Here is a 25861-nt window from a genome sequence, read left to right on the forward strand (position 1 = left end):
CCCCCGCAGTGGATTGGAGCCAAGACAATTGTTCAAAAAACACGCATGTTACTTGAGCATTTGCCTGCTCGTTGCACCATTGGTCGCGACAGCGGATGAGCCGCCGGTGGCGGCCGTGCCCGTCATTGCCTCCAGCCCGGTGCAACAGGCCCTCTCACAGTTGAGCGGCGTTTGCCCCAATCTCGCCCCGCACATCGACGCTGCGGCCCAATCGCGCTTGCAAGCGTTCTATCAGCAGCAGGGTGATGTGCCGCTGTGGTCCGCCGCTGAGCGCCGCCAAGCGTTGCAATCTCAGTTGCATCTGTTGGCCGACGATGGCCTGGACCCCACCCACTATAGCCTGCCCACGGTAGAGGCCACGGGCAACGTGCTGTGCAGCGATATCGGCACCAGCCAGCAATACCTGCAAGCCCTGCAGGACTTGCACTATGGCCGCCTGCAGCAATCGCGTTTCGAACCGATCTGGCATTCCCAGCCCCCCACGCGCGACCCGAATACCGAGGTGCTGGCTTTTGCCGCCACCGGCTTGCATGACATGGCCCAAGCCTTCGACCACGCGCGCCCCAGCGCCGATTTATACCGCAGCCTGCGCAATGCTTATTCCACCCTGCGCCTGCAACCGTTGCCCCATTGGGACCCGGTCGCCAGCGGTCCATTGCTGCGCCCCGGCATGGAAGACCCTCGCGTGCCGGAACTGGCGCGGCGCTTGTACAGCGGCGGCTACCTGGCCAAGGCACCCACCGGCAACGCCAGGCAATACCGTGATGAACTGGTCAAGGCGGTCAAGGCCTTTCAACTCAGCCACTCGTTGCAAGCTGACGGCGTGATTGGGGCGGGCACCGTGGCCGAACTCAACATCAGCCCGGCGATGCGCCGCGAACAACTGCGCATCAACCTGGAGCGTTTTCGTTGGCTGAGCCAGGACCTGGAGCCTGAAGGCGTAGTGGTCAACGTCGCCGCCGCGCAATTGAGCGTCTACCAGAGCGGCATTCCTGTGTGGCAAACCCGCCTGCAAGTCGGCCGTGCCGAACGCCAGACGCCGTTGCTCAAATCACGTATTACTCGGCTGACGCTCAACCCAACGTGGACCATCCCGCCGACCATCATGCGCGAGGACAAGCTGCCGGCGATCCGTTTGAACCCCGAATATCTGCGTCAGCAAAACTTGCAAGTGCTCGATGCCCAAGGTCACCCGTTGGCGGCCGACCAGGTCGATTGGACTCGGCCCGGCAATATCCTCCTGCGCCAGGACGCTGGTCCGCGTAACCCGTTGGGCAGAATCGTGATGCGTTTTCCCAATCCGTATTCGGTGTACCTGCATGACACGCCGAGCCAGCCGCTGTTTACCAAAGGGCCGCGTGCGTTCAGCTCGGGGTGTGTGAGGGTTGAGCAGCCGCTGCTATTGCGTGATCTGCTGGTGAGCCCGGCTGAACGTACCCGCACTGATGAATTGCTGGCGACGGGTGTGACCCATGAGTTCAGGTTGGCCACGCCGGTGCCGTTGTTGTTGGGGTATTGGACGGTTGAAGTGGATCGTCAGGGTGGGTTGGTGTACGCGCCGGATATTTATGGGCGTGATCCGGTGTTGATGAAGGCGATGGGGAGTGTGCTTTAGGGTTTTGTGGCATGCCCTGATATCCAACCGAAGCCGGTTGAGTCTAGGCAACACAGTAATCAAATGTGGGAGCTTTGGTGCTAGCGAGGCGAGTTAACTGAATGGCATTAGGTAGGCCCGCTCAGGATTGCTGCAACAGCCTGGGTTGCTGTCATCCGTGCGGTGTCGATCGTCAATGGCGGCTCATCCCAAACCTCGTACTCATGCGCCAATACGGATTGCCAAGTGGGTGGCACCAGCCCGGGAATATCTCCCGTACGCTTTTCCACACGCCGCTGGTGTTCCCGCTGATCAGAACAAACCACCTGAATATCAATCAACTCAGCACCCGCTGCCGTGGCCACCGCCTGCCACGCCTGGCGGCTTTCCTTGACCGGATTCACACAGTCGGCAATCACCACCTGCCCCAGGCGTAAATTACTCAGCGCCAATGCGTTCGCCACGCCATAACCGCTGGCACCCACGTCGCCCGCCAGTACACCGGCATCCCGAAGCGCCTGTTCGATCACGTCGATTCGTAGATAAACCGCGCCGGTCTGTCGCGTCAGTTCGGTGGCAATCGTGGTCTTCCCGGTGCCGGGAAGACCACTGAATACAATAAGCATCGTCAATCCTTTGAAAGGGGAAGCCCGGCCAGTCTAGCCGCAGCTACTTCAAATAGCAGGCGCTGATCCAATCCGCCGGTTTCGCGGCCAACTGTGTCGCCACCGGCAGGTAACGCGGGTCCAACTGCGCCGCCAGCCAAAACAGCGTCGCGCTGCTCTTGGGTTCCCAGGTGCCGCTGTAGCCGGCTTCGCCTACGCCTGCGCGGTCTTTGTCGAATTGCACGTGGGTGTGCACGAATTCCTGGTGGCTGCGTTGCCCGTCGGCGTACGGCACCAGCCAATCGAGGGCGGCGCCCAGGGAGGCGCCATTGGCGGTGATTTTCAGCCAGTCGCCGCCCACGCCATAGGGTTTGGCCGCGAGTGCGGCTTGCACCAGTGGTTCGAGGTCGTAGACCACGTAATGCAAGGCGTCGCGGTCCTGGAAGTCGGTCACCGAGCCGTCGGGCAGGACGTTGTCGGCGATCTGCTGTTTAAACAACTGGTGGGCCTGCTCGAGCATTGCCCGGTCGCCGAGCGCGGCGGCCGCCATGGTGACCAACTTGACGCGGTGGCTCTGCCAGTTATTGGTCTGGGTGCCTTTTTTCTGCCCGTGGAATTGTTGGATGTGGGCGATGTAGCCGTTGCCCAGGTTGCTGATCCACCGGCGGCTGGCTTCCCGGGTTTCAGGGCGCAGGCTATCGGCGGTGAGCGCGTAGGCATTGATCAACATGTCGAGGTTGGTTTCGTCGATCGGGTTGAAGTCCGGCTGATACACACCGACCCACGCGGCGAGGTAGTCGTCGACTTGCTTGAGGTAGCGCGCATCTCCGCTCAAGCGCCAGGCCAGGGCCGCCTGGCGCATCACCGGCCAGTCTTTTTCGGCGGCGATGCTCTGCTCGCGGATGCCCTGGTTGGGCAGGGTGCCTTCAGTGTGCAGATGGGGCAGGGGATTGGGTTGATCACCCAGGTGCCGTTGGGCGGCGGCCAGCAAAGCTTTGGTCGTCGGGTTTGTAGCGACCGGCTGGCAGAGATTGGCGGCCAGGGCCGCGTGGGAAAACGCGGCCAGTAATACGGTCAAGGCGAAGGTGGTTTTTTTCATGGGTGACTCTGCTGAACTCGGACGCGCTCACGCTAGCACGCAGCCGAATCCACGGGGATGAAACTGCCGTATGCTTCACCTCTCATTCAGCTCGACAACAGGACTGTCCATGACCTTGCCGTTCGTGAAGATGCACGCCCATGGCGACGATTTCATCATCATCGACCGCCGTGGCCAGAGCGACCCGATCACCGCGCAAATCGCCCGTAAGCTGGGCAACCGTCACACCGGCATCGGCTTCAACCAATTGGCCGTGGTACTCGACTGCGACGACGCTGCCGCGCGCATCAAGTTCTGGAACCCCAACGGCACGCCGCTGGAAACCTGCGGCAGCGCGACTCGAGGCGTAGCCGATCGCTTGATGTGTGAGGCCGGCACCGACGCCATCGTGCTGCGTACCGACCGTGGCTTGCTGACCTGCACGCGTGCATCCGGGCGGCGGGTGTCGGTGAACATGGGCGCGCCATCGTTGGCGTGGGAGGCGGTGCCATTGGCCGAGGCGATGGACACCCGTCGACTGCCCATCGACGGCAACCCGGCCGCGTGCAGCATGGGCAACCCGCACTGCACGTTTTTCGTGGAGGACATCGAGGCTGTCGATGTAGCCGCCGTGGGCCCGGCGCTGGAAACTCACCCGCTGTTCCCGGCCAAGACCAATGTGCATTTCGTACAGGTGCTGGACCGCGGCCATATCCGCCTGCGCATCTGGGAGCGCGGCGGCGGTGTGCCGCTGGGCTCCGGTTCGTGCTGCTGCGGGGCGGTGGTCAATGGGATTCGGCGGGGCTTGCTGGATAACACGGTTGAAGTGCAGTGCGACGGCGGCGCGGTCACGGTGCAGTGGGACGGGCAGGGCGGTGTGGTGTTGACGGGCAGCGTCGAGCCGATCATGCAGGGCGTCACCTGCGCGTTATAGCCCTAGGGTAAAGCTGCTAGCGCGGCTTGTAGCCCACCCAGCCTTTGAAGCTGAAGCCCGCGTAGAACAACTCGACGCCTTCAAACCCGGCTTCACCCATCAAGGCGGCATCCGTCTCGGGTGACAGCACCGGCAACTTCTCACTGATCGCCGCAATCGCCCGCTCGGCATCCGCGGCGGGTACGCCCGAATCCACCGCAAACGCGGCATAGCGCTTCAACCAACGGGCTTTTACGTCCGGCGCCTGCGGGAAACTGTGATGCGCCACAACCAGCGGCGCCCCCGGCAGCAAGCGTTGCCACAACGCCTTGAGGGTTTGCAGGCGCTCCTGGGCCGGGATGAAGTGCAAGGTCAGCAGGCACGTAGCCCCATCAAACGGGCCCAGTGGCGCGGTGTCGATATAGCCTTCATGCAATGCAACCCGTTCTGCCAGTGGGCCCAACATCGCCTGCGCCAGCTTCAACATCTCAGCCGACGGGTCCACGCCCACAAAACGCCAACCCGGCTCGGCGTCGGCAAAGCGCTTCAACTCCAGCCCGCCACCTGCGCCCAACACCAACACATTGCCCGTGGCCGGCACGCTTTCGCGCAGCAGCAAGGTGGTCATGCGTTGCAACCCATCGAAGCCCGGCACCAGGCGCACGGGGCCTTCGGCGTAACGGGCGACGGCGTCCGGGTCAGAAAAAAAGCTCATGCTGGGCTCCTGGGGATTGGGCGAGGCGTAAACCCTACTGCGGCAAATCAGCCGAGGCAATTGCTGCACCACACATTCGTGGTAAAACGTTGAGCCTCACAACCCCGAGTACGGATGCTCAATGTCTACCGCCAACCCTCCCGCCATCATTATTCGAAATGCCATCCCCCAGGACGCCCTGTGCATTGGCGTGCTCGGCATGCAAGTCTTCCTCGACACCTATGCGACGCAAGGCATTCGCAGCTCGATTGCCAATGAAGCGCTGCAGGCCTTCGCACCGGAATCCATCGCCCAACTGATTACCCAGCCCGGCACCGCATTAGTCGTCGCTGAACTGAACAATCACCTTGTCGGCTTCGCCCAAATCACCCTCAACGCCAGCCATTCGATGATTGAGGCGCCTGACGTCGCCGAGCTGCAACGCCTGTATATCCAGGAGCGCTTCACCGGTCTGGGCATCGGTTATCAATTGCTGCAAGCGGCGGAACAACGCGCGGCGCTGGGTGGCGCTTCGTTATTGTGGGCGACGGTGTGGGTGGGCAATGAGCGCGCGCTGGGGTTCTACCCTCGACGTGGGTATGAAGAGTTGGGGGCGCCGACCTATACCTTTCAGGGGGAAACCCATGGCAATCGGTTGTTTGGCAAAGCCCTGAACATCACAGCTGTTTAGACAAAAACACCCGGCTGCTGCCCGCAGGTGTGCAAGGTATCTCGCCAAAACGCACCCAGCCATGCTTCTCGTAAAACCCCGGTGCCTGGAAACTGATGGTGTACAGCACCGCATTCGCGCAACCCCGGCGCCGGGCTTCGTCTTCAAAGGCTTGCAGCAACTGACTGCCAAGGCCCGAGCCGCGCAGCGATTCAGGTAAATGGAACAGGTCAAGAAAGGCCACGCCCAGCGTGGTTTTGCCGGTGATGCCGCCGATGATTTGCGCAGTGACGGGGTCTTTGATCAGCACCGTCAACGGCAGGCGATCGTTGGACCCGGTGACCGCTTCATTGAACGCCGCAAGACCGCTGCCGAGGATATGCTCGGCTTCGGGATTGGGTTGGTCACTGACCTCAAAAAGCGCTGCCGTCATCGCCGAACTCCCTGTTGGTTAGATTAGAGCGTCATCACCATCTCATGCCACGCCATACCACCGTGATCCGATGGCGAGGGCTGCACATACTGGTAGCCCATGCGTTGGTACAGCGGCACATGCTGCTCCTTGCACATCAAGTGAATCGTCTGCTTGCCCATGCCGCGCATGCGCTGCACAAACTCCGTCATCAACGCCTTGGAATACCCCTTGCCCTGATGCGCCGGGGCGACCACCACCGACATGATCACCACATTCGGCGCCTCAGCCGAATGCCCCACCAACTCCTTGAACGCCTCGTCCGACATCACCACGTCATAGGCGCAGCCACAGTTGATAAACCCCACCACCGCGCCATCCGCTTCCAGAATCAGAAAGCCCTGTGGGTACTGCGCAATCCGCGTGGCAATCTTCTCCAGCGTCGCGGCTTCATCGCCTTCGTAGGCGCCGATTTCAATCTCAAAGCAACGCGCGGCGTCGGCGGGGAGGGCGTTGCGGAAGGTGAGGGTGGGCATGGGTATTTCCTGGGGCATTGAGCGAAAGGCCACATGATAGAGAATCATCACCGACCTAGGAACCACACTCAATCCCGTAGCAGCTGCCGAGCCCTGGCGAGGCTGCGTCAGGCGCGACTCGGTCTGGTGCCTGGCTCGATTTCGGCAGCGCGGCCTACGCAGCCTCGCCAGGGCTCGACAGCTGCTACGGCCAGTATTTTTGGTAGATCATAAAAACCAGAAAACCCGCCAAAGCGGGTTCCCTCACAGCTCACATCACATCAACCCACAGCAGGCGAATCAAACCCCCGCCGCTCAATCACCGAAAACACATCCGCCACATCCTGGACCATGATCCGAGCGGTATTGGCGACGGTATTAATGTCGTGCTCGGCATAGTCGGAGACGTTGGAACAGGCCATCAGGTTCAGGTAGGCGAGTGCGGCGTTGAGGCGCTCGCTGGCGCAAGCGTGCAGCTCGCTGAGTGGGGCGTCGTTGTCGATCAGCAGGACGGGGTAGTCGGTTGCGGATTGGGACATGGGGGTGAAGCGGCGGGGCGGGTGTTGAGTAGTCATGGTGTAAATCCTCAAGAAAAAAGATTTACCACCGGCTCTGCTGCGAAACAGATTGGGTGGCAGCTGTGCGCGGGTTCGCAGACCGGACGATTTACACCAAAACCCGGCAGACCCGAAGGTCTCCCACGCACAACCGCCATAAAACATTCGGCAGCCGGGAGCCGGCTGGGGCATGTCTGACGGTGTTGGTGTGAATCGTTTTAGGGCTGCGAAACCCTGTCGCTGGCCAATGCCAGCGACGGGCCGAACTATAAGGTGCGTTTAGCCAGAGCGCAACCAAGAGGGTGTATCAAACCCCAATCACCAAACTCACTCGTTCATCCACCAAGAGATTTTGGCTGAAATCAAAAACCTGCTCATCCATTTTGCGTCTAACCTAGTCCGTCATTTACATAGGGTTTTACCAAAAATATTACGTGCATAACTGACTAGACCATTAGCCTTTTCAGTCAGACTATGACATGTCCATCAGGAGTTCTTTTATAGCGCCGTCCGATGTACTGTTTGAAAGGTAGAATTGCGCTCTCACTATCACCGATGATGTGTAGCATGGATTGAGCTGCCACTTTGGTATTGAGTTCCAAGACAGTGGCTTCATCTATCTCATTTCTACCCGGCATGAATCGTTCGGAGTTGCAGATAATGTAGGCGACCCTCGGCGAGATCGGGTAGTAAAAGTCGGCATACTCAGGTGCGGCGAACTCTGTCTCTGAGACACAAGAGTGCACGTTGACTATAGGTTGGTCGGACGTGATGAAAGGCACTCTAGTGTCATTCACCAGTAATGCATGTCTATCCTCGTGGCGGCTTACGTACAGGCTGAAGCCGATACTCATCCCGAACATGTAGCTTATGAACCACCATGCACGCTCCATAGCATCTGCCACTTCAATTTCAAGGGCGTTACTCCGTGGTTGAATCCGGATCAGGCCATCTCGGAAAGTTTTTGTGCGGGAGATCTGGTGACCGAAGAACATCATGAACTCGACAATGTGCTGTTTATCTTGCAGTACATCGAGTTTTTCATCAGCGAGCTCTGCTAAAACTGGCAATGCCTTTGCTTCATGGGATGCGTGGAGGTTTTCCAGTAGGTTGCATTTCATCGCATGGAGATGCAGCTCGACTTTTTGATCCTGAATGCCAGACTTACGGTAAATGGTCTCAAGCTGCTGCATCTTAAGAAAGTCATTAAGATACGACATGTGCTGTTGATGAAGATGGTCGGGGCTTTTTCGGGAGAAACCTTTAATTACCCGAACATCCATGTCGGTAAGCGCGGTGGTCTTGTAGAAAAAGTCGTCAACAACTAAGGCTCGCACGCTGTCGTGGGCAATTTTTCCAGTTTTCGTGGTGTAGAAAACATTCTTCGTACCGCGGCCCCAGCGGGTCAGATAGTTCGCCCAGACGTAATGGTGACGCTTCTTGGTTTCAAGGTCTTTGCGCGACATGGGCGTCCTCTTCGTTAGGTGTTGGCTCGCAAGCTCTCAGCCTGCGGGCCTCCCGTCAAGCAATTCAAGTGCCTTCTTGGGGGCTGCTCGCGGGTGAAGTCACGCCCGGATGCCAGCTTGGATCACTGTAACGTTAAAATGGTTTTAGTTTCGAACGAAATTTAGCGCTTAAGCTTGCATAATACTTAATTGGGCAGTTCGGATTTATGTCTGCCTCGTCGTATTGGTATATTGAAAGCATGCCATCTTCGGGTAAGCTTTCGGAAATACAGAAGAGAAGAATCTCCTCTAAAAATAAAGCATGTTATTTAAATAAGCATCAAGCTCTTGGTGAATGGAGATAGAGGATTCTTGTACGTTTATTTTGTTTGTAAGATCGTAGCTCCAAGTCGGGAGCGAGAATTTGTTACCTGGGTGAAGCCTTGTATTTTCTATCGTAAGAGATTGGCCTGGCCCAGGGTGCTCAATTGCATTCCGGCACTCCGATAATCTTCGAATCCAAGGTAGGTCATTGCCGAGGACTGAAGATAATTTATTTAAAGTAGGGCGATGCTGCTCCAGCCATTTTATATGTTTATCGAAATGCGCCTCGTCTCGGGCTCCCAATGGCAAACCCGTAAGCAGGCTTAATAGTTTAAAGCAATCTATTAGGAACTGTTTTCCGACCAAAAGGAAAGATTTTGCATCACTTTCTAGATTTTTAACTTTGACAAGCGGCGGGATGGCGCGATTGGACTTGTTCTGTTCAATGATGATGTCACATTTTTGCATAACGTCATCAAGCTGCTCACGAATATTAGACTCAAACTGTGCGCAGAGCAGTAGTTGCTCGTTTAGACTCCAAACTTGCTCCAGAAGCTTCGGCTTTATGGGGTTCTCCGGAAAAACTTGATCAATAATCCGTTTGAACTGAAGAAAAACCCGGGCTACATAGGGAGAGGCAGCACCAATAGCTGCTATTTTTTCATATGTGTGTCCGGTATCTGGCTGGGTTTTTTGTGGGTCAGTTGAGTCAGCGGTTAACAGTTTGTAGATGCTGTTCTCTTTGAAAATTAAAAGCAATGCATCATTAATGTTTTCCATCGTTATTATTGCGGACTCATCAATCAAGTCGGGGTCATTAATCGTGATTGAAAAGGCATCGTCTCTTTTATGCATAAACCAAACATCCGTTTATTAGTGATGCTACTAGTAAAAAGTACTCCGTCCCTACCTAGGTGGTGTCTCTTGGAATGGCAGGGCGGCCGCTTGAATTGACTGCTTCAGAATTCCCGGTGCTCGGGCATAAGCTATACATGGTAATCGAGATGATTGAAACGTGTCTAACGTAGAGGCATCGGCAAATATATGGCCGCGTTAGGCGTTTACGTCCTACATTACTAATGTCCGCTATAGTCCGCACTGCCTATGACTGCGCGCAACTGTAATAGCTATCATGAGCGCATCGAATTCTAATCGGAGACTACCCTCATTGATTAGCTGCTTTTGGCCGAGAGTGTGTGAAAACGAAGCCATCAAAATCGGAGGCGAATAAATCAACACTGCTGCCGCAGGTAACTAGTAGTACCCAAGCGTTTTCAACGTTCTGGCAAGATTCAGGACAGGTTGAAGCAAAAATGGGACGGATCTATTCGATTAAAAATAGAACCGTCCCTTTTTGTCACACCACCCTCACACCACTGCCGCCGCAACCATCCTCGACCGCCACGCAAACCCCAACACCATCAACAACCCCAACCCAGCCATCGCCGCCCCGGCCAGGGAAATCGCCGGATAACCCAGCCCCGCATTGATCACCGCGCCCCCCAGCGCCGCACCAATCGCGTTGCCAAAGTTAAACGCCCCAATATTCACCGCCGAGGCCAGGTTGGGCGCGTCCTTGGCCGCTTCCATGACGCGCATCTGTAGCGGCGGCACCAAGGCGAAGCTGGCGATACCCCATATCAGGATGGCAACGGCGGCGGGCAGGGGCCAGCGCATGAGGACGGTGAAGGCCAGCAAGACCAGGATCAGCACGCTCAGCGAAACGATCAGGGTGCGGTCTATCGAGCGGTCGGCGGCTTTGCCGCCCCACATGTTGCCCAGTGTCAGCCCCACGCCGAACAGCACCAGCATGGCGGTGATGTAGGCGCTGGACGCGTGGGTCTCGCTGCTGAGGATCGGCGCGATGTAGGTGAAGACGGTGAACATCGCTCCCGAGCCGACGACGGTGAGGGCCAACGCCGCCAGCACCGGGCCACGGCCCAGTACGCGAATTTCGTCCATCACACTGACGTTTTGCGGCGCCTTCAGGTTGGGCAGGGCGAACCACAACGCGGCCATCGCCACTACGCCGAGGCCGGTAATGCCCCAGAAGGCGCTGCGCCAGCCGAACAGTTCGCCAAACCAGGCGGCCAGCGGTACACCGCCAATGGTCGCGAGGGTAAGGCCCATAAACATTGCCGCAACCGCCCCGGCACGTTTTTCAGGGGCAACCACGCTGGCGGCGACGATGGAGCCAACGCCAAAGAACGCTCCGTGGTTGAGTGAGGTCACCACCCTGGCGATCATGAGGCTGTAGTAATCGGTCGCCAGGGCTGACATCAGATTACCCAGGGTGAAAATCGCCATGAGCCCGATCAGCAGATAGCGCCGGGGAATCCTGCCGGTGGTCAGGGTCATCAGCGGTGCGCCAAGCAGTACGCCCAAGGCGTAAGCACTGACCAACAAGCCCGCAGCGGGAATCGAAACGCCGAGATCGGCAGCGATGCCCGGCAACATGCCCATGGGAGCGAACTCGGTAACGCCGATGCCAAAGGCACCCATGGCGAGTGCAACAAGGGGTGGATTAATACGCATGAAAGGCTCCTTATCTATGCCGCCAATGCTACGATCAAGCGTTTTAAGGCGGTAGATAGCATTTTTGGCAATCACCTTTGCGTAAGAGGCACAAGTGGACTTCAACGGTCGATCAGGTGAAATGCTCGTGTTCGCCACCGTGGCGCAGGAAGGCAGCCTGTCGGCTGCCGCGCGTGCACTGGGGCTCACGCCTTCGGCGGTCAGTCGGATCATCGCGCGTGCCGAACAACGCCTTGGCACCCGGCTGCTGTTGCGCACCACCCGCGCGATCACCTTCACCGCCGAGGGCGAAGCTTTTTTGCGCGGTGCGCGGCGCATCCTGGCTGACATGGATGAAGTGGAAGAGGCCATCGCCGATCAGGGCGTACCCAGGGGCCGATTGCGGGTCAGCGCCGCCCTTGGCCATGGGCGTCTGTCCATCGTGCCCTTGGTGGCAGCCTTCAGCGAGCGCTACCCGAACATCGTCGTCGACCTCACCCTTGGCGACGAAGTGGTCGACATTCTCGGCGGCCAGGCCGACGTTGCGATACGCTTTGGCTATTTGCCCGACAGCCCGCTGACCGCGCGCAGGCTCGGCGACACCGGCCAGGTGGTGGTGGCATCGCCCGAGTATCTACAGCGCCATGGCACCCCCCACGCACCGGAAGACTTGCTACGGCACAACTGCCTTCGCTTCAACTTCCGACGTGCCGAACCCAACTGGCCGTTTATTCGCGACGGCAAAGCGTTTTCCCTGAAGGTCAGCGGTAACATCGAATGCAGCAGTGGTGAAGCGCTCGCACAATTTGCGCGAGTCGGTGCCGGCATTGCGCGCATCGGCGAGTTCACCGTAAGCGAGGACCTGCGACGCGGCGATCTGATACCGCTGTTGCAAGCCTGGAACCCCGGCGACCGGGAACCGATTCATGCGGTGTTTGTAGGTGGGCCGACAATGCCGGCGCGGGTGCGGTTGTTTGTGGACTTTTTGTTGGAACATCATCGGATGTAGGCGGGGGAGTTTGCTGGTTCTTTCAGGCACGCAATGTTGGGTGCTTCCAGTGGCGTGGCCTTCCTGACTGACGCAATCGGAAGCCGTTAGGTGGGTGTCTGGCGTTAGTTCCTCAATGATGATGCCAATGAAACACCCCGGAACGTCCAGTGCGTAGGCATGCACTTAGACTGAAGTAGTCCATTTCTGAATCGTTAAAACCACCCCTATACGCGTCTTACCTCCGCTGTAGCGCCTTTTTATAGTCGTGCGCCTCAGTCACTTGGAGGTGCACGCATGCAGGGACCCTACGCATTTATCAATGAACGACCCCAGCCTTACCCACTGCTCAAACTGAGCCTGGCGCTTGATCCACGTACTCACACAAAATTCGACACCCTCAACCAGCACATCCGCAATACGCTGGTGTTGCCGGGGCAGTTGGTGATCATTGGCGACAGCCGAACCGCCGCTTGTACCGCTGAAGAGGCACAGCTGATGCGCTCGGCGCTGAATATTAAGCTTGCCCTGTTGGCGTACTCCTCAACCGACCAGTTCCTGGTCAAAAACTATGATCAGTTGCAGGCTATTTTGTCCTATTCGTCTGTTGGCATTGGCAGTGCCAGCAGTGCTTGGAGCAAGCATCTGGCGCAAGTCGAGAAGACCCTTATGGAAATCGAGGATTTGCATAAGCAGTACTTGAGGAAGGGCACCACGGCGGCGAGGGAGGAGTTTCTGGTTAAGCGTAGAGCGTTGTTTGCCGCGTTGGACAGCCAAATCTCGGGCATGGCACGCTTTGGTACGGGGTTGAGAAACGAAGGGTCGATTAAAAAGATGTTGGGGATTTCCAGTAGAAGCTATTGGCACCATGGAGAAATTCGTGGGTATGAGGAGCGGGTCAAGCGATTAGCCAAGGCTTCGCAGCTGTTGAATACGGGGACTTACATTGGTATAGCGCTGGATGTTGGGGCGACGGCGCTGGAGATAACGCAGGCGTGCTCCACAGGGCGTGAGCAAGAGTGCACGCAGGCGAAGTATGTTGAAGGCGGTAAGTTGGTAGCTGGAGTGACCGGTGCAGCAGTTGGCGGGAGCGTTGGGGCTGGTCTTGGTATCAGCGCCTGTGCGGTTGTTTTTGGCATACCTACAGCGGGTGCTGGGGCCTTGGCCTGTGCAATCGTAGGCGGTGCAGCAGGTGGGTTCGCCCTGGGGGCACTCGGAAGCGGACTGGGGGAAAGCGCAGGCAAGTTTCTCTATAAGACGGTGAGTCATTAATGGTCTGGCTATATCTGGGCATGTGTTCCCTCATCCTCATGCTACTCAGCATCCCGCTCACTTTTTACGTGATGTTCAAAAAACTCGATGCCGCAGAGCGCTACCTGCAACACAGCGACTATGTAGCCGGATACAGGCACATTTTTCGTAACGCTCATTTTGAGGGGCGGCAAGTGCGTGTAGTCACCATGGCTATCATCATTCTTATCCCCAAAGTGCTTCAGTGGCGTGATTTGGTACAGGTTGAGGATGTCGAAAAAATCCCACGACATCTCAAATTCTGGATGGTCATGCCGCCACTCGTCGCGGTTGTCTCAATCATAGGTATGGCTATCAGCTGGTTCTTTATAGAAAACTAAAGCGCCCACCCAAAAACTGGAAAACCACCCATACCCCGGCCGCAAAACCAGGATATGGGTGGTTCAAAACATCAGGATCAAATCACAGCAGGCAGTCAGCTCAAACCCCACTCACCAACTTCCCCCCGTCCATCCGGCGCTTATAAGCACTGTCCCGACTTGCCAACCAGAAATACAACGGTGACGTCACCACCAACCCCACCACCCAGGACAAATCCGCGCCATTGATGTGTGCCGAAATCGGCCCCACATACAGCGGCGTGTTCATGAACGGAATCTGCACCGCAATCCCGATCGCATACGCCAGCAGCGCCTGCGGGTTGTACTTGCCGTAAATCCCACCGTCCACGCGGAAGATCGACGCGATGTCGTATTTACCTTTGTGGATCGCATAGAAGTCGATCAGGTTGATCGCCGTCCACGGCACCAGTACCACCAGCAACACCAGCACCATGTCGACGAAGTGGCCGATAAAGTCTTTGGAGGCGAACACGGCGGCAATCGCGCAGGCGGCCAGTACCAAGGTGGAGATCACCGCGCGGCTTTTGGCGGTGGGAATCCAGCGGTAGGCGAAAGTCTGTACCAGGGTGATGATCGACAGCACCGCGCCGTAGAGGTTGAGGGCGTTGTGGCTGATCACGCTGAGCAAAAACAGCACGAGCATCAGCGGGCCGATGGCGCCGGTGGCGAGTTTGACGGCGTCCATGGTGTCCATGCCGACCGGGGTGGCGAGGACGGCGACGGCGCCGAAGATGAAGGCCAGGCTGGAGCCGAGGACGGAGCCCAGGTAGGTGGTCCAGAAGGTGGAGGCGACGCGCACGTCGGCGGGCAGGTAGCGCGAGTAGTCGGAGACGTAGGGCGCGAATGCGATTTGCCACAACGCGGCCAGGGACACGGTGGCGAGCCAGCCGGAGATGTTGAAGCTGCCGCGTGTCAGGAAGTCCGTGGTCTGTACGTGGGTGAAGATGTAGCCGAAGCCCAGCACGATGCCGGCGCCGAGTACCCAGGTGCCGATGCGGTTGAGCACGTGGATAAAGCGGTAGCCGATGATGCCGATGATCCCGGAACCGATGGCCCCGACGACGATGCCGACCGGCACGGGCACGCTGTCGACCACGCCGTGCAGGGATTTACCCGCGAGCACGATGTTGGAGGCGAAGAAGCCGATGTACATGACGCCGGCGATGATCACCACCAGCAGTGCGCCGAGTGAGCCGAACTGCGCGCGGCTCTGGATCATTTGCGGGATGCCCATCTGTGGGCCTTGGGCCGAGTGCAACGCCATCAGCACGCCGCCGACCAAGTGGCCGACGAGGATGGCGACGATGCCCCACACCAGGTTCAGGTGGAACAGTTGCACGCCCAGCGCACCGGTAACGATCGGCAACGGCGCGATGTTGCCGCCGAACCACAGGGTGAACAGGTCTCTTACCTTTCCATGGCGATCATCCGGGGGCACGTATCCTATCGTGTGTTTTTCGATGAGCGGGGCGGAGGATGTTGCAGTGGTAACCATGACGAGCTCCAAGGCAAGGTGAGTACGTTGACGTACTTCGCTGTGCGGCGCGTGGGCGACGCTTTGTTGTTGGAGTGATCATCTGCAAAGGGGGCGGGGAGGTAAATTAGTAAGTTTGTTGCTATAGACCTTAAAAAAAGTATCTCGAGTCGATTTGTGCTCCGGTATGTTGCATGCAGTTGATTCACCGAAAAAAGTGGCTTTTTCTTGCACGTATTTGGGGCGAAATCCCCACGTTTTTGGAGGTCCCGATGGCTGCCTATAACCTGCGCCAACTCAGATATTTTGTCACCACGGCCGAGTGCGGCAGCGTTGCCGAGGCTTCGCGCAAGCTGTATATCGCGCAGCCGTCGGTTTCCACCGCGATCAAACAGCTGGAAGACAGCTTTGGCGTGCAGTTGTTTATCCGCCATCACGCCCAAGGCGTTTCACTCACCCCCAGCGGCGCTCGGTTTTATCGCAAGGCCTTGGAGCTGCTGCGGGTGGCCCATGAATTCGAACAAAACGCCCTGGCGGACAATGATGTGGTGGCGGGGCAGATCGATATCGGCTGCTTTGAAACGGTGGCGCCGCTGTACCTGCCGCGCTTGATCGCAGGTTTCAAGGCGCGCTGGCCGGGGGTGGAAATCCGTATTCGCGATGGTGAGCAGCAAGAGCTGGTGCAGGCGCTGACGGCGGGCAGCATCGATATGGCGATGCTGTTTGAGCATGACCTGGGCGGCACCATTGAGACCACGCCGCTGATGCCGCCGCAGCAGCCGTACGCGCTGTTGCCGGCGGATCACCGGTTTGCGCAGCAGGCCAAGGTGTCGCTGGCGGATTTGGTGCTGGAACCGATGATTTTGCTGGACGTGTTGCCGAGCCGCACGTATTTCGTGAGCATCTTTGAAGAGCGTGGGCTGACGCCGAATATTGTGTTCAGCTCGCCGTCGATTGAGATGGTGCGGGGGATGGTGGGAAGGGGGTTTGGCTTTTCGATTTTGGTGACCAAGCCGTTTACGGAGTACACCTATGATGGGCAGAAGGTGGTGTGTGTGCCGTTGGCGGAAACGGTCACGGGTTCGGGTTTGTCGGCGGTCTGGTTGCGGCGGGCGCCGCTGACCAAGCCGGTGCAGTTGTTCGTCGACTACTGCCGCGAAGAGCTCGCACGACTCCTTGGCTAACCACTGATCGTTCCCACGCTCCCGCGTGGGAATGCATTCCGTGACGCTCTGCGTCACACGTGCGCACGGCTGAAGTTTCTTGGCATTTTCGGGACGCGGAGCGTCCCAGGCGGCATTCCCACGCAGAGCGTGGGAACGATCATCAGCGGCGGATTGAGTCCAGCATGCGCTGCAGCATTTGATCACAGCCTTTGAGCTGCTCAACCCTCACAAACTCATCCGGCTTGTGCCCCTGGTCCATACTCCCAGGCCCGCACACCACCGTGGGAATGCCCACCGCATCAAACAACCCACCCTCGGTACCAAACGCCACCGTGCCAAATTCCCGCGAGCCGGAAAACGCGGCAATCAGCTCCGCCGCCTGGCTGCGCTCATCGGTAACCAACCCCGGATACGCCGACAACTCGGTAAACCGAATCGCGCTCTGACGACTGACGGCCTGCATGCGCGGCAGCACTTGTTGCATGGCATAGGCTTGTAATTCCTCTGCCACTTCACCCGGGTCTTGCGACGGTAATGCGCGAATTTCAAAATCAAATCGGCAATCGGCGGGCACGATGTTCAGCGCCTTGCCGCCGGTAATGACACCGGTTTGCACGGTACTGAACGGCGGATCAAACCGGGGGTCTTGCTTCTCCTTTAGCCGTTGCCCAATCCGGCCCAACTCACCAATCAACTCCGCCGCATGTTCGATGGCATTCACCCCATACGGCGCGTACGCCGAATGGCATGCCTCGCCATGCACGTCACAGCGCATCGCCAGCTTGCCCTTGTGACCGAGCACTGGCTTGAGTTCGGTTGGCTCGCCAATGATGCACAACATTGGCTTCACCGGCCGCTGTTCCAGCACCTCGAGCAACGAACGCACGCCCAGGCAACCGACTTCCTCGTCGTAAGACAAAGCGATGTGCACCGGTATCCGTAACGGTGCCTTGACCAGCGCCGGCACCAACGCCAGCACGCAGGCTATGTAGCCCTTCATGTCGGCAGTGCCCCGGCCAAACAGCTTGCCGTCGCGCTCGGTCAATTCAAACGGCGGCACCGTCCACGGCTGTCCATCCACCGGCACCACGTCGGTATGCCCCGACAGCGCAATGCCCGGCAACTCCACCGGGCCGATGCTGGCAAACAGGTTGGCCTTGCTGCGTTCTTCGTTGTAGACCAGCTCGCTGGTCACGCCGAAATCCGCCAGGTAATCGCGCACAAACTCGATCAACTGCAGGTTGGACTCGCGGCTGGTGGTGTCAAACCCCACCAGCGTTTGCAGCAATTCGCGGCTGTGGCTCATCGGTCGTCTCCGGCCACGCCGTAGCCGGGGGAGCGGTCGGGGGCGAGGGCGCGGTCGATGTAGTCCTGCACTTGTGGGCGGTAGGCGTCCCAGAGTGTTTGCAACTCGCCGATCGGGTTCTCATCGGCCCAATCCACCCGCAGGTTGATGATCGGCCAGGTCAGTTCGCCGACCACCACCATGGCGGCAGAGTGCACCGGGCCCGCTTCGCCACCGGCGGCGATGGCGGCGTGCATGGCGGCCAACAGTCGATCCGCCAACTGGCCTTCGCCCTGTTCGAACGCCGTGACCATTGCCTCGATTACCGCGCGGTCGGCGAGCATATTGCCCGCGGCCACGCACTGTTCGCCCGACACGGCGTTATGGGTGCCGAGGGTTTCGCTGCCGCTGAAATGCACGGTGCGGCCCAGGTGATCAATCGCCGTCAGTTGCCGGTATTGGCTGTAGCCGTTGCTCGTCAGGGCCTTGTCGACGGCGGCGGCAGGGGCGAGGCCTTGTTCCAGCCAGTCGAGTACGTCCGGCCCCAAGGCCGGCAGCGTGATGTTCTGGGTCGAGACCGCGCCCACACCAGGCCGTAGCCACGGGCAACGGGCGCCCACCGCGATGCTCGATGAGCTGATGGCGATGCCCAACTGGCCGGTGTCCGCGCAACGGGCGACGATTGAAAAGGTCATGGGTGGCTCCTTATTCCGGGATTACCGCGATCACATCAATTTCCATCAGCCACTGCGGCTGGCCCAGGGCCGACACCACCAGCCCGGTGGAGATCGGGAACACACCTTTGAGCCACTTGCCGACTTCCTGGTACACCGGCTCGCGGTAGCGCGGGTCGATCAGGTAGGTGGTGGTTTTGACGATGTGCGACAGGTCGGAACCGGCTTCCTCAAGCAGTTGCTTGACGTTTTTCATCGCCTGCTCGGCCTGGGCGCGCGGGTCGCCGAGGCCAATCAGCTTGCCGTCGAAATCTGTACCTACTTGGCCGCGTACATACACGGTATTACCGGCACGCACGGCCTGGCACAGGTCGTTGTCCAGGCTCTGGTTGGGGTAGGTTTCTTTGGTGTTGAACATGCGGATGCGAGTGTGAGTAGGCATCAAAAAAACTCCGAAAAAGTGATCAGGCGCTGACAGGGGATGGGCGAGTTACCGGGGCGGCTTCGCGGTATTCGAGGTATTGGCGCTGGATGGCGATATGGTCGGCCACGTATTTGGCGTCGTGCCACACACCCCAGATAAACGACGAGCCACGGCGCGACTGCCACGGCAAACCGAGGAAGTAGATCCCGGCTTCGCTGGCCACGCCACGCTGGTGCTGCGGCTTGCCGGCGGCGTCGAACGCATCGACCTTCATCCAGCTGTAGTCCACGGCAAAGCCGGTGGCCCAGATGATCGAGGTGATGCCGGCGGCTGCCAGGTCCAGTTCCAGGATCGGGTTTTTCACGCAGTCAGCGTCCGGGAACACGCGACGGGCTTCGGGCTCCAGGGGCAGGTCCACACCGTTGCGTTCGATATAGGCGTCTGCCGCATCCAGCAGGGCCAGGTAGTTCTCATCGCCACGCGCGAGGTTTTCCACCAGGTTCGGTTGGAAGCTGGCGACGCTGCCGTTGAAGGCTTGAGTCAAACCCACCAGGGTCATGCCTTGTTGGGCCAGCTCACGGAAATCGATGGTTTTGCCGCCATGGGCACCGCTCACCGCAATGGTCACGTGCTCACGGCCGGGCTTCATCGCCGCTTGGTCCCACTCGCCCAACACCCCCAACCACCAGCAGAAGTCGCGGTTGCGATAGGCACGCGGCGGGCGGTCATGGGCGCCGACCGACAGGTACACCTGGCGACCGGAGCGTTGCAGTTCATCGGCAATCTGTACGCCGGAAGAACCGGCACCGACTACCAGCACGGCGCCAGCCGGCAGTTGCGCGGGGTTGCGGTAGTCGGCGGAGTGGATCTGATGCAGCGCGGTGTCTTTCGGCGCAATTGCTGGAATCACCGGCTTCTGGAATGGTCCGGTCGCCGCCACTACGCGGTTGGCTTCGATCACGCCTTCGCTGGTGTGTACGGTGAAGCCTGGGCGGCCGACGTTGCGCACCACGGAGGTGACGTCCACGCCGGTACGAATCGGCGCATTGAATTTGCGCGCATAGGCTTCGAAGTAATCCGCGACGCGCTCTTTGGGCGCGAAGCCATCGGCAGCCACGTCATTGAATTCCAGGCCAGGAAAGCGGTCATGCCAGGCCGGGCCATTGGCGACCAGCGAATCCCAACGCCCGGTGCGCCAGCGCTCGGCGATACGGCTGCGCTCCAGCACCAAATGCGGCACGCCTTGTTTGCTCAGGTGTTCACTCATGGCCACGCCAGCCTGACCGGCACCCACCACCAGCGTGTCTATTTTTGTTATTGCTTCAGTCATGTCTCTATCCTTGCGTAATGCAGTTGGATTCAGCTTGGGCATGACTTCAAGGCTAGGGGGAGGGCGGTTTTTAATAAAATATTATTAAGTTGGGAAGTGAGCATAAATATCGAATGCAAGCTCACCCTATCGGGTGATTTCGATGAAGGGGCAGGTGTGTGACCATCCCTGCAGTTCTTTCAGCGAGTCTTTGAAGTGGAAAACGACCGGCTTTCTTCTGCGCAATGGTTCGAACAGATGGCCCGGGTAACCGAGAGTCTCGGGCAAGCGGGTTTCGCTGCCACCTTGTTCGAGGCCCTCGGCCATATCCAGCCGATTCAGGCTACGACGCTGTATTGGTACCCGCGCGGCGGCATGCCCAGTGCGTTGTTCGAGTTGGATGGGCCGTGGCTGCCACAAGGCAATGTGCGCCAGTACTTGTCCGGCTTCTATGTGCTCGACCCCTTTTACGGCGCGTGTGTGGAGGGCGTCAGTTCAGGATGTTACGACCTGGCAGACGTGGCCCCCGATCACTTCGAACTCAGCGAGTACTTCCAGTCGTTCTACCGGCACTCCCACCTGGAGGATGAACTGAACTACATCCTGCAGTCGGGCAACGGGTCGAGCCTGGCGGTGTCACTGGCCTTTACGCAAAAGCTCGATGTTGCCACCACCCAGCAATTCAAGTGCATAGCGCCTTGGGTGCTGGCGGTGCTGGGCAAGCATTTCGTTGGCCTGGATGCCCACGGTGCGCGCTTTGAAAACGTGCTGGAACAGCGCATTCACTTGGCGCTCAACAACTTCGGCTCATCGATATTGACCGAGCGTGAATGCCGGATCGCCCAATTGATCCTGCGTGGCCATTCCACCCGCTCGTTGGCCGAGCGCCTTGACGTGTCGGAAGACACGATCAAGTCCCACCGCAAGCACATCTACACCAAGCTCGATATCGGCGCGCAATCGGAACTGTTTGCCTTGTTTATCGACTCGCTGGCCGAAGCCCAGGGTGTGCTGAGTAAAGACCCCCTTGAAAGTTACATGAGCAAGAACCGCTGAGCGGCGTTGCTCGCCCTTGCGTCACGACTAATAAGAGAGAAAAACCATGAATTTACCCGCCCAGCTGAACCGTCGCACCGAGGATTATCAGGCGTCTGATGCGGCGCACCACATCCATGCGTTTGTGGATCAAAAGGCGCTGAATGCCGAAGGTCCGCGTGTGATGGTGCGCGGTAACGGCCTGTACCTGTGGGACAGCGAAGGCAAGCGTTACCTGGACGGCATGTCGGGCCTGTGGTGCACCCAACTGGGGTATGGCCGCAAGGATTTGACCGCCGCCGCTGCGGCGCAGATGGATCAGTTGGCGTACTACAACATGTTCTTTCACACCACCCATCCGGCGGTGATCGAGCTGTCGGAGCTGCTGTTCAGTCTGTTGCCGGGTCACTACAGTCACGTGATCTACACCAACTCCGGCTCCGAGGCGAACGAGGTGTTGATCCGTACCGTTCGCCGCTACTGGCAAGTGGTCGGCCAGCCGCAGAAGAAGATCATGATCGGCCGCTGGAACGGCTATCACGGCTCCACCCTGGCGGCTTCTGCGTTGGGTGGCATGAAGTTCATGCACGAGATGGGCGGCCTGATTCCTGACGTTGCGCACATTGATGAGCCCTATTGGTACGCCCATGGCGGTGAGCTGACGCCTGCCGAATTCGGTCGTCGCTGCGCCCAGCAGTTGGAAGAAAAAATTCTTGAACTGGGCGCTGAAAACGTAGCGGGCTTTATCGCCGAGCCGTTCCAGGGCGCTGGCGGCATGATTTTCCCGCCGGAAAGTTACTGGCCTGAAATCCAGCGCATTTGCCGCCAATACGACGTGCTGTTGTGCGCCGATGAGGTGATTGGTGGCTTTGGCCGTACCGGCGAATGGTTCGCCCATCAGCACTTCGGTTTCCAGCCGGATACCCTGTCGATCGCCAAGGGGCTGACGTCCGGTTATCTGCCGATGGGCGGCCTGGTGTTGAGCAAGCGCATGGCCGATGCGTTGGTGGAACGCGGTGGCGTGTTCGCCCACGGGTTGACCTATTCCGGCCACCCGGTCGCGGCGGCGGTGGCGCTGGCCAACCTCAAGGCGCTGCGCGATGAAGGTATCGTGCGCCAGGTGAAGGACGACACCGGACCGTATTTGCAGAAAATCCTGCGGGAGGTATTTGGCAATCACCCGATGATCGGCGAGATCCAGGGCACGGGCCTGCTCGCGGCCATGCAGTTTGTCGAGGACAAGGCCACGCGCAAACGCTTCGACAATGAAAGCGATCTGGCCTGGCAGTGCCGCACCTTCGGCTTTGAAGAGGGCGTGATCATTCGCTCGACGCTGGGCCGCATGATCATGGCGCCGGCGCTGGTGGCCACGCGTGCGGAACTCGACGAGCTGGTTGAGAAGACCCGCATCGCGGTCGATCGCACCGCACGGATCGCGGGAAAACTGTGACGTGACCTGCTCGCCACCCTGAACCCGGGGGTGGCGAGCAACCTCCCTCAGGCAGCGCTTGCACGGCATCGATAGCCTCGAATGCCGCGACGCCCTGCATGCCGATTTCCAGGAGTCACCCATGAATACAATAACAAACGTGGCCGATAGTCCCTCCCATCATTGCGCCTCCAAAACCGCTTCATCCCGCCGCTTTCGCCAGCCGCTGGGCCTTGTCGGGCTGGTGCTGTTCGGCCTGGCGTACATGGTGCCGCTGGCGGTGTTTACCACCTATGGGCTGGTGACCCAAATGACCAAGGGCCACTTGCCGACCGCCTACCTGCTGACCCTTGCCGCAATGTTGCTGACCGCCTACAGCTATGGGCGCATGGTCCAGGCACATCCCTTTTCCGGTTCGGTTTACTCCTATACCCGCAAGGCGTTTGGCGCGTATTTCGGTTTTATCGCCGGATGGACCTTGTTGCTCGACTACATCTTTTTGCCGCTGCTCAGTTATTTGCTGATCGGTATCTACCTGTCCGAATATTTCCCGGCAGTGCCGACCGCCGTGTGGGTACTCGGCTCCATTGCCCTGGTGACTACGCTTAACCTGGTCGGCATCGAGTCCATCACTCGGGTCAACTGGATACTCATCGTGGCCCAGTTGGTGTTCATTGTGGTGTTCGTGGCGTTATCGGTGCACAACCTCAGCGAGCAGTCCACGCCTGTGTCGCTGTTTGCGCCCTTTCACCATGAAGGTTTCAGCACGCCGTTGATCATGGCGGGTGCCGCGGTACTGTGTTTGTCCTTTCTGGGCTTCGATGCCGTGTCGACCATGGCCGAGGAAACGCCCAACCCGCGACGGACCATCCCGCTTGCCATCATGGTGGTGTCGCTGTCCGGCGGCCTGCTGTTCTTGCTCGTTTCGTATTTCGCGCAAATGGTTTTCCCTGAATGGAACAGCTTTGCCGACCCGGACTCCGCGTCGGTAGACGTCATGCGTCGCGTGGGCGGCGAGCTACTGGTGACGGCCTTTACCGCGACTTACGTAGCGGGTTGTTTCGCCTCGGCGATGGTCTCCCAAGCCAGTGTGTCGCGGGTGCTGTTTGCGATGGGCCGTGACGGTGCGCTGCCCCGGGTACTCGGCAAGCTGGTGACCAAGAAACGCGTGCCGGCCACGGCGATCGTGCTGGTCAGTCTGTTTTCGCTGATTGCCCTGTTTATCAGCCTGGATACCGTGGCCAACATGATCAGCTTCGGTGCGCTGTTCGCGTTCTCGGCAGTGAACCTGGCGGTGATCAAGCATTACCTGGTTGACCAGAAGTTGCGTGGCCCCCGCAACTACCTGCTGTACGCCGCGTTGCCGGCCCTGGGGTTTCTCAGCACGATCTGGCTGTGGACCAGCCTGTCGGGCCTGTCCTTCACGATCGGTCTGTGTTGGATGGGGCTTGGGCTCATTTGTTTGCTGGGCATTACGCGCGGGTTGAGCGTGAAGATGCCTGAATTACAGATAGCGGAATGAAACACCGGCTTATCCATCGACATTCATTGGGAGTACACCGTGTTCGATCTTAACTATTGGCAACAGCGTGTTGCCCGCCAGACGTTCATTGACACCGCCTTGATCGGTGGCCGGTCTGTGAGCGCGGTGTCCGGGGCCACCTTCGATGCCATCAACCCCGCCACGAATCAGCTGCTTGCGCGTGTTGCGGCCTGTGGTGAACACGAGGTTGACCTGGCGGTGCGCAGTGCACGCCAGGCCTTCGACACCGGCCCTTGGCGGCGGATGTCGCCAGTGGAGCGCAAGAAAATCCTGATCAGGCTCTCCGAGTTACTGATGACCCACCGCGAAGAACTGGCGCTGCTCGATTCGTTGAACATGGGCAAGCCGGTGATGGATGCCTACAACGTTGATGTGCCCGGCGCAGCCCATGTTTTTGCCTGGTACGGCGAAGCCCTGGACAAGCTCTATGATCAAGTTGCGCCCACTGCTCACAATGCGCTGGCGACCATCACCCGCGAAGCACTGGGTGTGATTGCAGCGGTGGTGCCGTGGAACTTCCCACTCGATATGGCCGCCTGGAAGCTGGCGCCGGCGTTGGCTGCCGGTAACAGCGTGGTGTTGAAACCCGCCGAGCAATCGCCGTTTTCTGCCCTGCGCCTGGCTCAGCTTGCCCTGGAAGCGGGCATCCCGGAAGGCGTGTTGAATGTGGTGCCTGGCCTGGGCGAAAGTGCCGGCAAGGCCCTGGGGCTGCACCCGGACGTGGATTGCCTGGTGTTCACCGGTTCCACTCAGGTCGGCAAGTACTTTATGCAGTATTCCGCTCAGTCCAATTTGAAGCAGGTGTGGCTGGAGTGTGGTGGCAAGAGCCCGAACCTGGTGTTCGACGACTGTCTTGACCTGGACCTCGCCGCTGAGAAGGCGGCCTTCGGCATTTTTTTCAACCAGGGCGAGGTGTGCTCGGCCAACTCCCGTTTGTACGTGCAGCGCTCCATCCATGATGATTTTGTTGAGCGCCTGATTGCCAAGTCCCGGGCCTGGATGCCGGGCGATCCTCTGAACCCCGGCAGCGCTGCCGGTGCAATCGTCGACAATGAGCAAACCGCTCGTATCATGAAAGCCATCAGTCAGGCACAAGGTGAGGGCGCCAGCTTGTTGTCCGGTGGTGAACAGTTGATCATCAATGGCTCATCAAACTTCATTCAACCGACCATCTTTGGCGGTGTGGCCCACGACATGGCTCTCTTACGTGATGAAGTGTTCGGCCCAGTGCTCGCCGTCAGCGCCTTTGACACTGAAGAGGAGGCGATACAGCAAGCCAATGACAGTATCTACGGCCTGGCGGCGTCGGTATGGAGTGATGACCTCAATCGTGCGCACCGTGTTGCCCGTGCCCTGAATGCCGGTACGGTTTCGGTCAACACCATCGACGCTCTGGATGTTTCGGTTCCCTTTGGTGGCGGCAAGCAGTCCGGGTTTGGTCGTGATCTGTCGCTGCATGCTTTTGACAAGTACACGCAGTTGAAAACCACCTGGTTTCAGCTGCGGTAATTCAGCTATCGTCCGGTCGTGTATTCATAAGTGCGCGACCGTTATTCATTCA

The 25861-nt window shown here is 58.9% G+C and carries 25 protein-coding genes; 11 read left to right on the top strand and 14 right to left on the bottom strand.

Annotated features, from left to right (window positions below; genetic code table 11):
- Positions 1 to 28 precede the first annotated feature (28 nt).
- Positions 29 to 1615: a L,D-transpeptidase family protein gene (locus BFL40_RS10045; RefSeq protein ID WP_071483832.1), complete on the top strand. Its 1587-nt coding sequence runs from the start codon at positions 29 to 31 to the stop codon at positions 1613 to 1615.
- A gap of 107 nt (positions 1616 to 1722) precedes the next feature.
- On the opposite strand, the gene BFL40_RS10050 is transcribed toward BFL40_RS10045, so the two are convergent.
- Positions 1723 to 2220, bottom strand: coding sequence for a P-loop nucleotide/nucleoside kinase family protein (locus tag BFL40_RS10050; protein ID WP_071483833.1), 498 nt, complete (start codon positions 2218 to 2220; stop codon positions 1723 to 1725).
- A gap of 43 nt (positions 2221 to 2263) precedes the next feature.
- Positions 2264 to 3298, bottom strand: a complete 1035-nt coding sequence (locus tag BFL40_RS10055) for an alginate lyase family protein (RefSeq protein ID WP_071483834.1) — start codon at positions 3296 to 3298, stop codon at positions 2264 to 2266.
- A gap of 109 nt (positions 3299 to 3407) precedes the next feature.
- Here BFL40_RS10055 and dapF point away from each other — a divergent pair, with 109 nt between their 5' ends.
- On the top strand, positions 3408 to 4211 hold the full coding sequence (gene dapF / locus BFL40_RS10060) for a diaminopimelate epimerase (RefSeq protein WP_071483835.1): 804 nt from the start codon (positions 3408 to 3410) through the stop codon (positions 4209 to 4211).
- A 16-nt stretch (positions 4212 to 4227) separates the two neighbouring features.
- On the opposite strand, the gene BFL40_RS10065 is transcribed toward dapF, so the two are convergent.
- Positions 4228 to 4905 carry a class I SAM-dependent methyltransferase gene (locus BFL40_RS10065; RefSeq protein WP_071483836.1) on the bottom strand — a complete coding sequence of 226 codons (678 nt, stop codon included), beginning with the start codon at positions 4903 to 4905 and terminating at the stop codon, positions 4228 to 4230.
- 121 nt (positions 4906 to 5026) lie between these two features.
- Here BFL40_RS10065 and BFL40_RS10070 point away from each other — a divergent pair, with 121 nt between their 5' ends.
- Positions 5027 to 5575: a GNAT family N-acetyltransferase gene (locus BFL40_RS10070; protein WP_071483837.1), complete on the top strand. Its 549-nt coding sequence runs from the start codon at positions 5027 to 5029 to the stop codon at positions 5573 to 5575.
- Here the strand turns inward: BFL40_RS10070 and BFL40_RS10075 are convergent.
- The 6 genes from BFL40_RS10075 to BFL40_RS10100 all read right to left on the bottom strand — a co-directional run bounded on the left by BFL40_RS10075 (position 5562) and on the right by BFL40_RS10100 (position 11342).
- Positions 5562 to 5987 (bottom strand): GNAT family N-acetyltransferase, encoded by a 426-nt coding sequence (locus tag BFL40_RS10075; RefSeq protein WP_071483838.1) that lies wholly within the window; start codon positions 5985 to 5987, stop codon positions 5562 to 5564. The two genes, BFL40_RS10070 and BFL40_RS10075, sit on opposite strands and share 14 nt — an antisense overlap.
- Before the next feature lie 23 nt (positions 5988 to 6010).
- Complete coding sequence (locus tag BFL40_RS10080; RefSeq protein ID WP_071483839.1) at positions 6011 to 6502, bottom strand: GNAT family N-acetyltransferase; 492 nt, start codon at positions 6500 to 6502, stop codon at positions 6011 to 6013.
- Positions 6503 to 6762: 260 nt separating this feature from the next.
- Entirely contained in the window at positions 6763 to 7056 is a 294-nt protein-coding gene (locus BFL40_RS10085) for a fructose-bisphosphate aldolase (protein WP_071483840.1), read from the bottom strand.
- Positions 7057 to 7505: 449 nt separating this feature from the next.
- A complete protein-coding gene (locus BFL40_RS10090; protein WP_071483841.1) occupies positions 7506 to 8504 on the bottom strand; it encodes a DUF4238 domain-containing protein in 999 nt (332 codons plus the stop codon).
- A 288-nt stretch (positions 8505 to 8792) separates the two neighbouring features.
- Entirely contained in the window at positions 8793 to 9662 is an 870-nt protein-coding gene (locus BFL40_RS10095) for a hypothetical protein (RefSeq protein ID WP_071483842.1), read from the bottom strand.
- Positions 9663 to 10175: 513 nt separating this feature from the next.
- Positions 10176 to 11342, bottom strand: a complete 1167-nt coding sequence (locus tag BFL40_RS10100; protein WP_071483843.1) for an MFS transporter — start codon at positions 11340 to 11342, stop codon at positions 10176 to 10178.
- Between the two features lie 94 nt (positions 11343 to 11436).
- Between BFL40_RS10100 and BFL40_RS10105 the strand changes: the two genes are divergently transcribed.
- The 3 genes from BFL40_RS10105 to BFL40_RS10115 all read left to right on the top strand — a co-directional run bounded on the left by BFL40_RS10105 (position 11437) and on the right by BFL40_RS10115 (position 13940).
- A complete protein-coding gene (locus BFL40_RS10105; protein ID WP_174555568.1) occupies positions 11437 to 12330 on the top strand; it encodes a LysR family transcriptional regulator in 894 nt (297 codons plus the stop codon).
- Positions 12331 to 12606: 276 nt separating this feature from the next.
- Positions 12607 to 13581 (top strand): hypothetical protein, encoded by a 975-nt coding sequence (locus tag BFL40_RS10110; RefSeq protein WP_071483845.1) that lies wholly within the window; start codon positions 12607 to 12609, stop codon positions 13579 to 13581.
- Positions 13581 to 13940, top strand: coding sequence for a hypothetical protein (locus BFL40_RS10115; protein WP_071483846.1), 360 nt, complete (start codon positions 13581 to 13583; stop codon positions 13938 to 13940). Before BFL40_RS10110 ends, BFL40_RS10115 begins: the two co-directional genes overlap by 1 nt.
- Before the next feature lie 100 nt (positions 13941 to 14040).
- Here BFL40_RS10115 and BFL40_RS10120 read toward each other — a convergent pair whose 3' ends face one another.
- A complete protein-coding gene (locus tag BFL40_RS10120; RefSeq protein WP_071483847.1) occupies positions 14041 to 15456 on the bottom strand; it encodes a purine-cytosine permease family protein in 1416 nt (471 codons plus the stop codon).
- Between the two features lie 251 nt (positions 15457 to 15707).
- On the opposite strand from BFL40_RS10120, the gene BFL40_RS10125 reads away from it, so the two are divergent.
- Positions 15708 to 16619: a LysR substrate-binding domain-containing protein gene (locus BFL40_RS10125; RefSeq protein WP_071483848.1), complete on the top strand. Its 912-nt coding sequence runs from the start codon at positions 15708 to 15710 to the stop codon at positions 16617 to 16619.
- Positions 16620 to 16761: 142 nt separating this feature from the next.
- Here BFL40_RS10125 and argE read toward each other — a convergent pair whose 3' ends face one another.
- From argE to BFL40_RS10145, 4 genes are read right to left on the bottom strand one after another with little or no spacing between them, the layout of a single operon-like run.
- Positions 16762 to 17907, bottom strand: a complete 1146-nt coding sequence (gene argE, locus BFL40_RS10130; protein ID WP_071483849.1) for an acetylornithine deacetylase — start codon at positions 17905 to 17907, stop codon at positions 16762 to 16764.
- Positions 17904 to 18581 (bottom strand): DUF1028 domain-containing protein, encoded by a 678-nt coding sequence (locus BFL40_RS10135; protein ID WP_071483850.1) that lies wholly within the window; start codon positions 18579 to 18581, stop codon positions 17904 to 17906. The genes argE and BFL40_RS10135 overlap by 4 nt, the downstream gene beginning before the upstream one ends.
- A 10-nt stretch (positions 18582 to 18591) precedes the next feature.
- On the bottom strand, positions 18592 to 19002 hold the full coding sequence (locus BFL40_RS10140; RefSeq protein ID WP_058421954.1) for a RidA family protein: 411 nt from the start codon (positions 19000 to 19002) through the stop codon (positions 18592 to 18594).
- Positions 19003 to 19024: 22 nt separating this feature from the next.
- Entirely contained in the window at positions 19025 to 20356 is a 1332-nt protein-coding gene (locus BFL40_RS10145; RefSeq protein WP_408003954.1) for a flavin-containing monooxygenase, read from the bottom strand.
- A 195-nt stretch (positions 20357 to 20551) separates the two neighbouring features.
- On the opposite strand from BFL40_RS10145, the gene BFL40_RS10150 reads away from it, so the two are divergent.
- The 4 genes from BFL40_RS10150 to BFL40_RS10165 all read left to right on the top strand — a co-directional run bounded on the left by BFL40_RS10150 (position 20552) and on the right by BFL40_RS10165 (position 25809).
- Positions 20552 to 21349: a helix-turn-helix domain-containing protein gene (locus BFL40_RS10150; protein WP_071483852.1), complete on the top strand. Its 798-nt coding sequence runs from the start codon at positions 20552 to 20554 to the stop codon at positions 21347 to 21349.
- 46 nt (positions 21350 to 21395) lie between these two features.
- A complete protein-coding gene (locus tag BFL40_RS10155; RefSeq protein ID WP_071483853.1) occupies positions 21396 to 22778 on the top strand; it encodes an aspartate aminotransferase family protein in 1383 nt (460 codons plus the stop codon).
- 121 nt (positions 22779 to 22899) lie between these two features.
- On the top strand, positions 22900 to 24279 hold the full coding sequence (locus BFL40_RS10160; protein ID WP_071483854.1) for an APC family permease: 1380 nt from the start codon (positions 22900 to 22902) through the stop codon (positions 24277 to 24279).
- A 39-nt stretch (positions 24280 to 24318) separates the two neighbouring features.
- Entirely contained in the window at positions 24319 to 25809 is a 1491-nt protein-coding gene (locus tag BFL40_RS10165; RefSeq protein ID WP_071483855.1) for an aldehyde dehydrogenase, read from the top strand.
- Positions 25810 to 25861: the final 52 nt, after the last annotated feature.

The sequence above is a fragment of the Pseudomonas costantinii genome (assembly GCF_001870435.1).
In the GTDB taxonomy this organism is placed as follows: Bacteria; Pseudomonadota; Gammaproteobacteria; order Pseudomonadales; family Pseudomonadaceae; genus Aquipseudomonas; species Aquipseudomonas costantinii.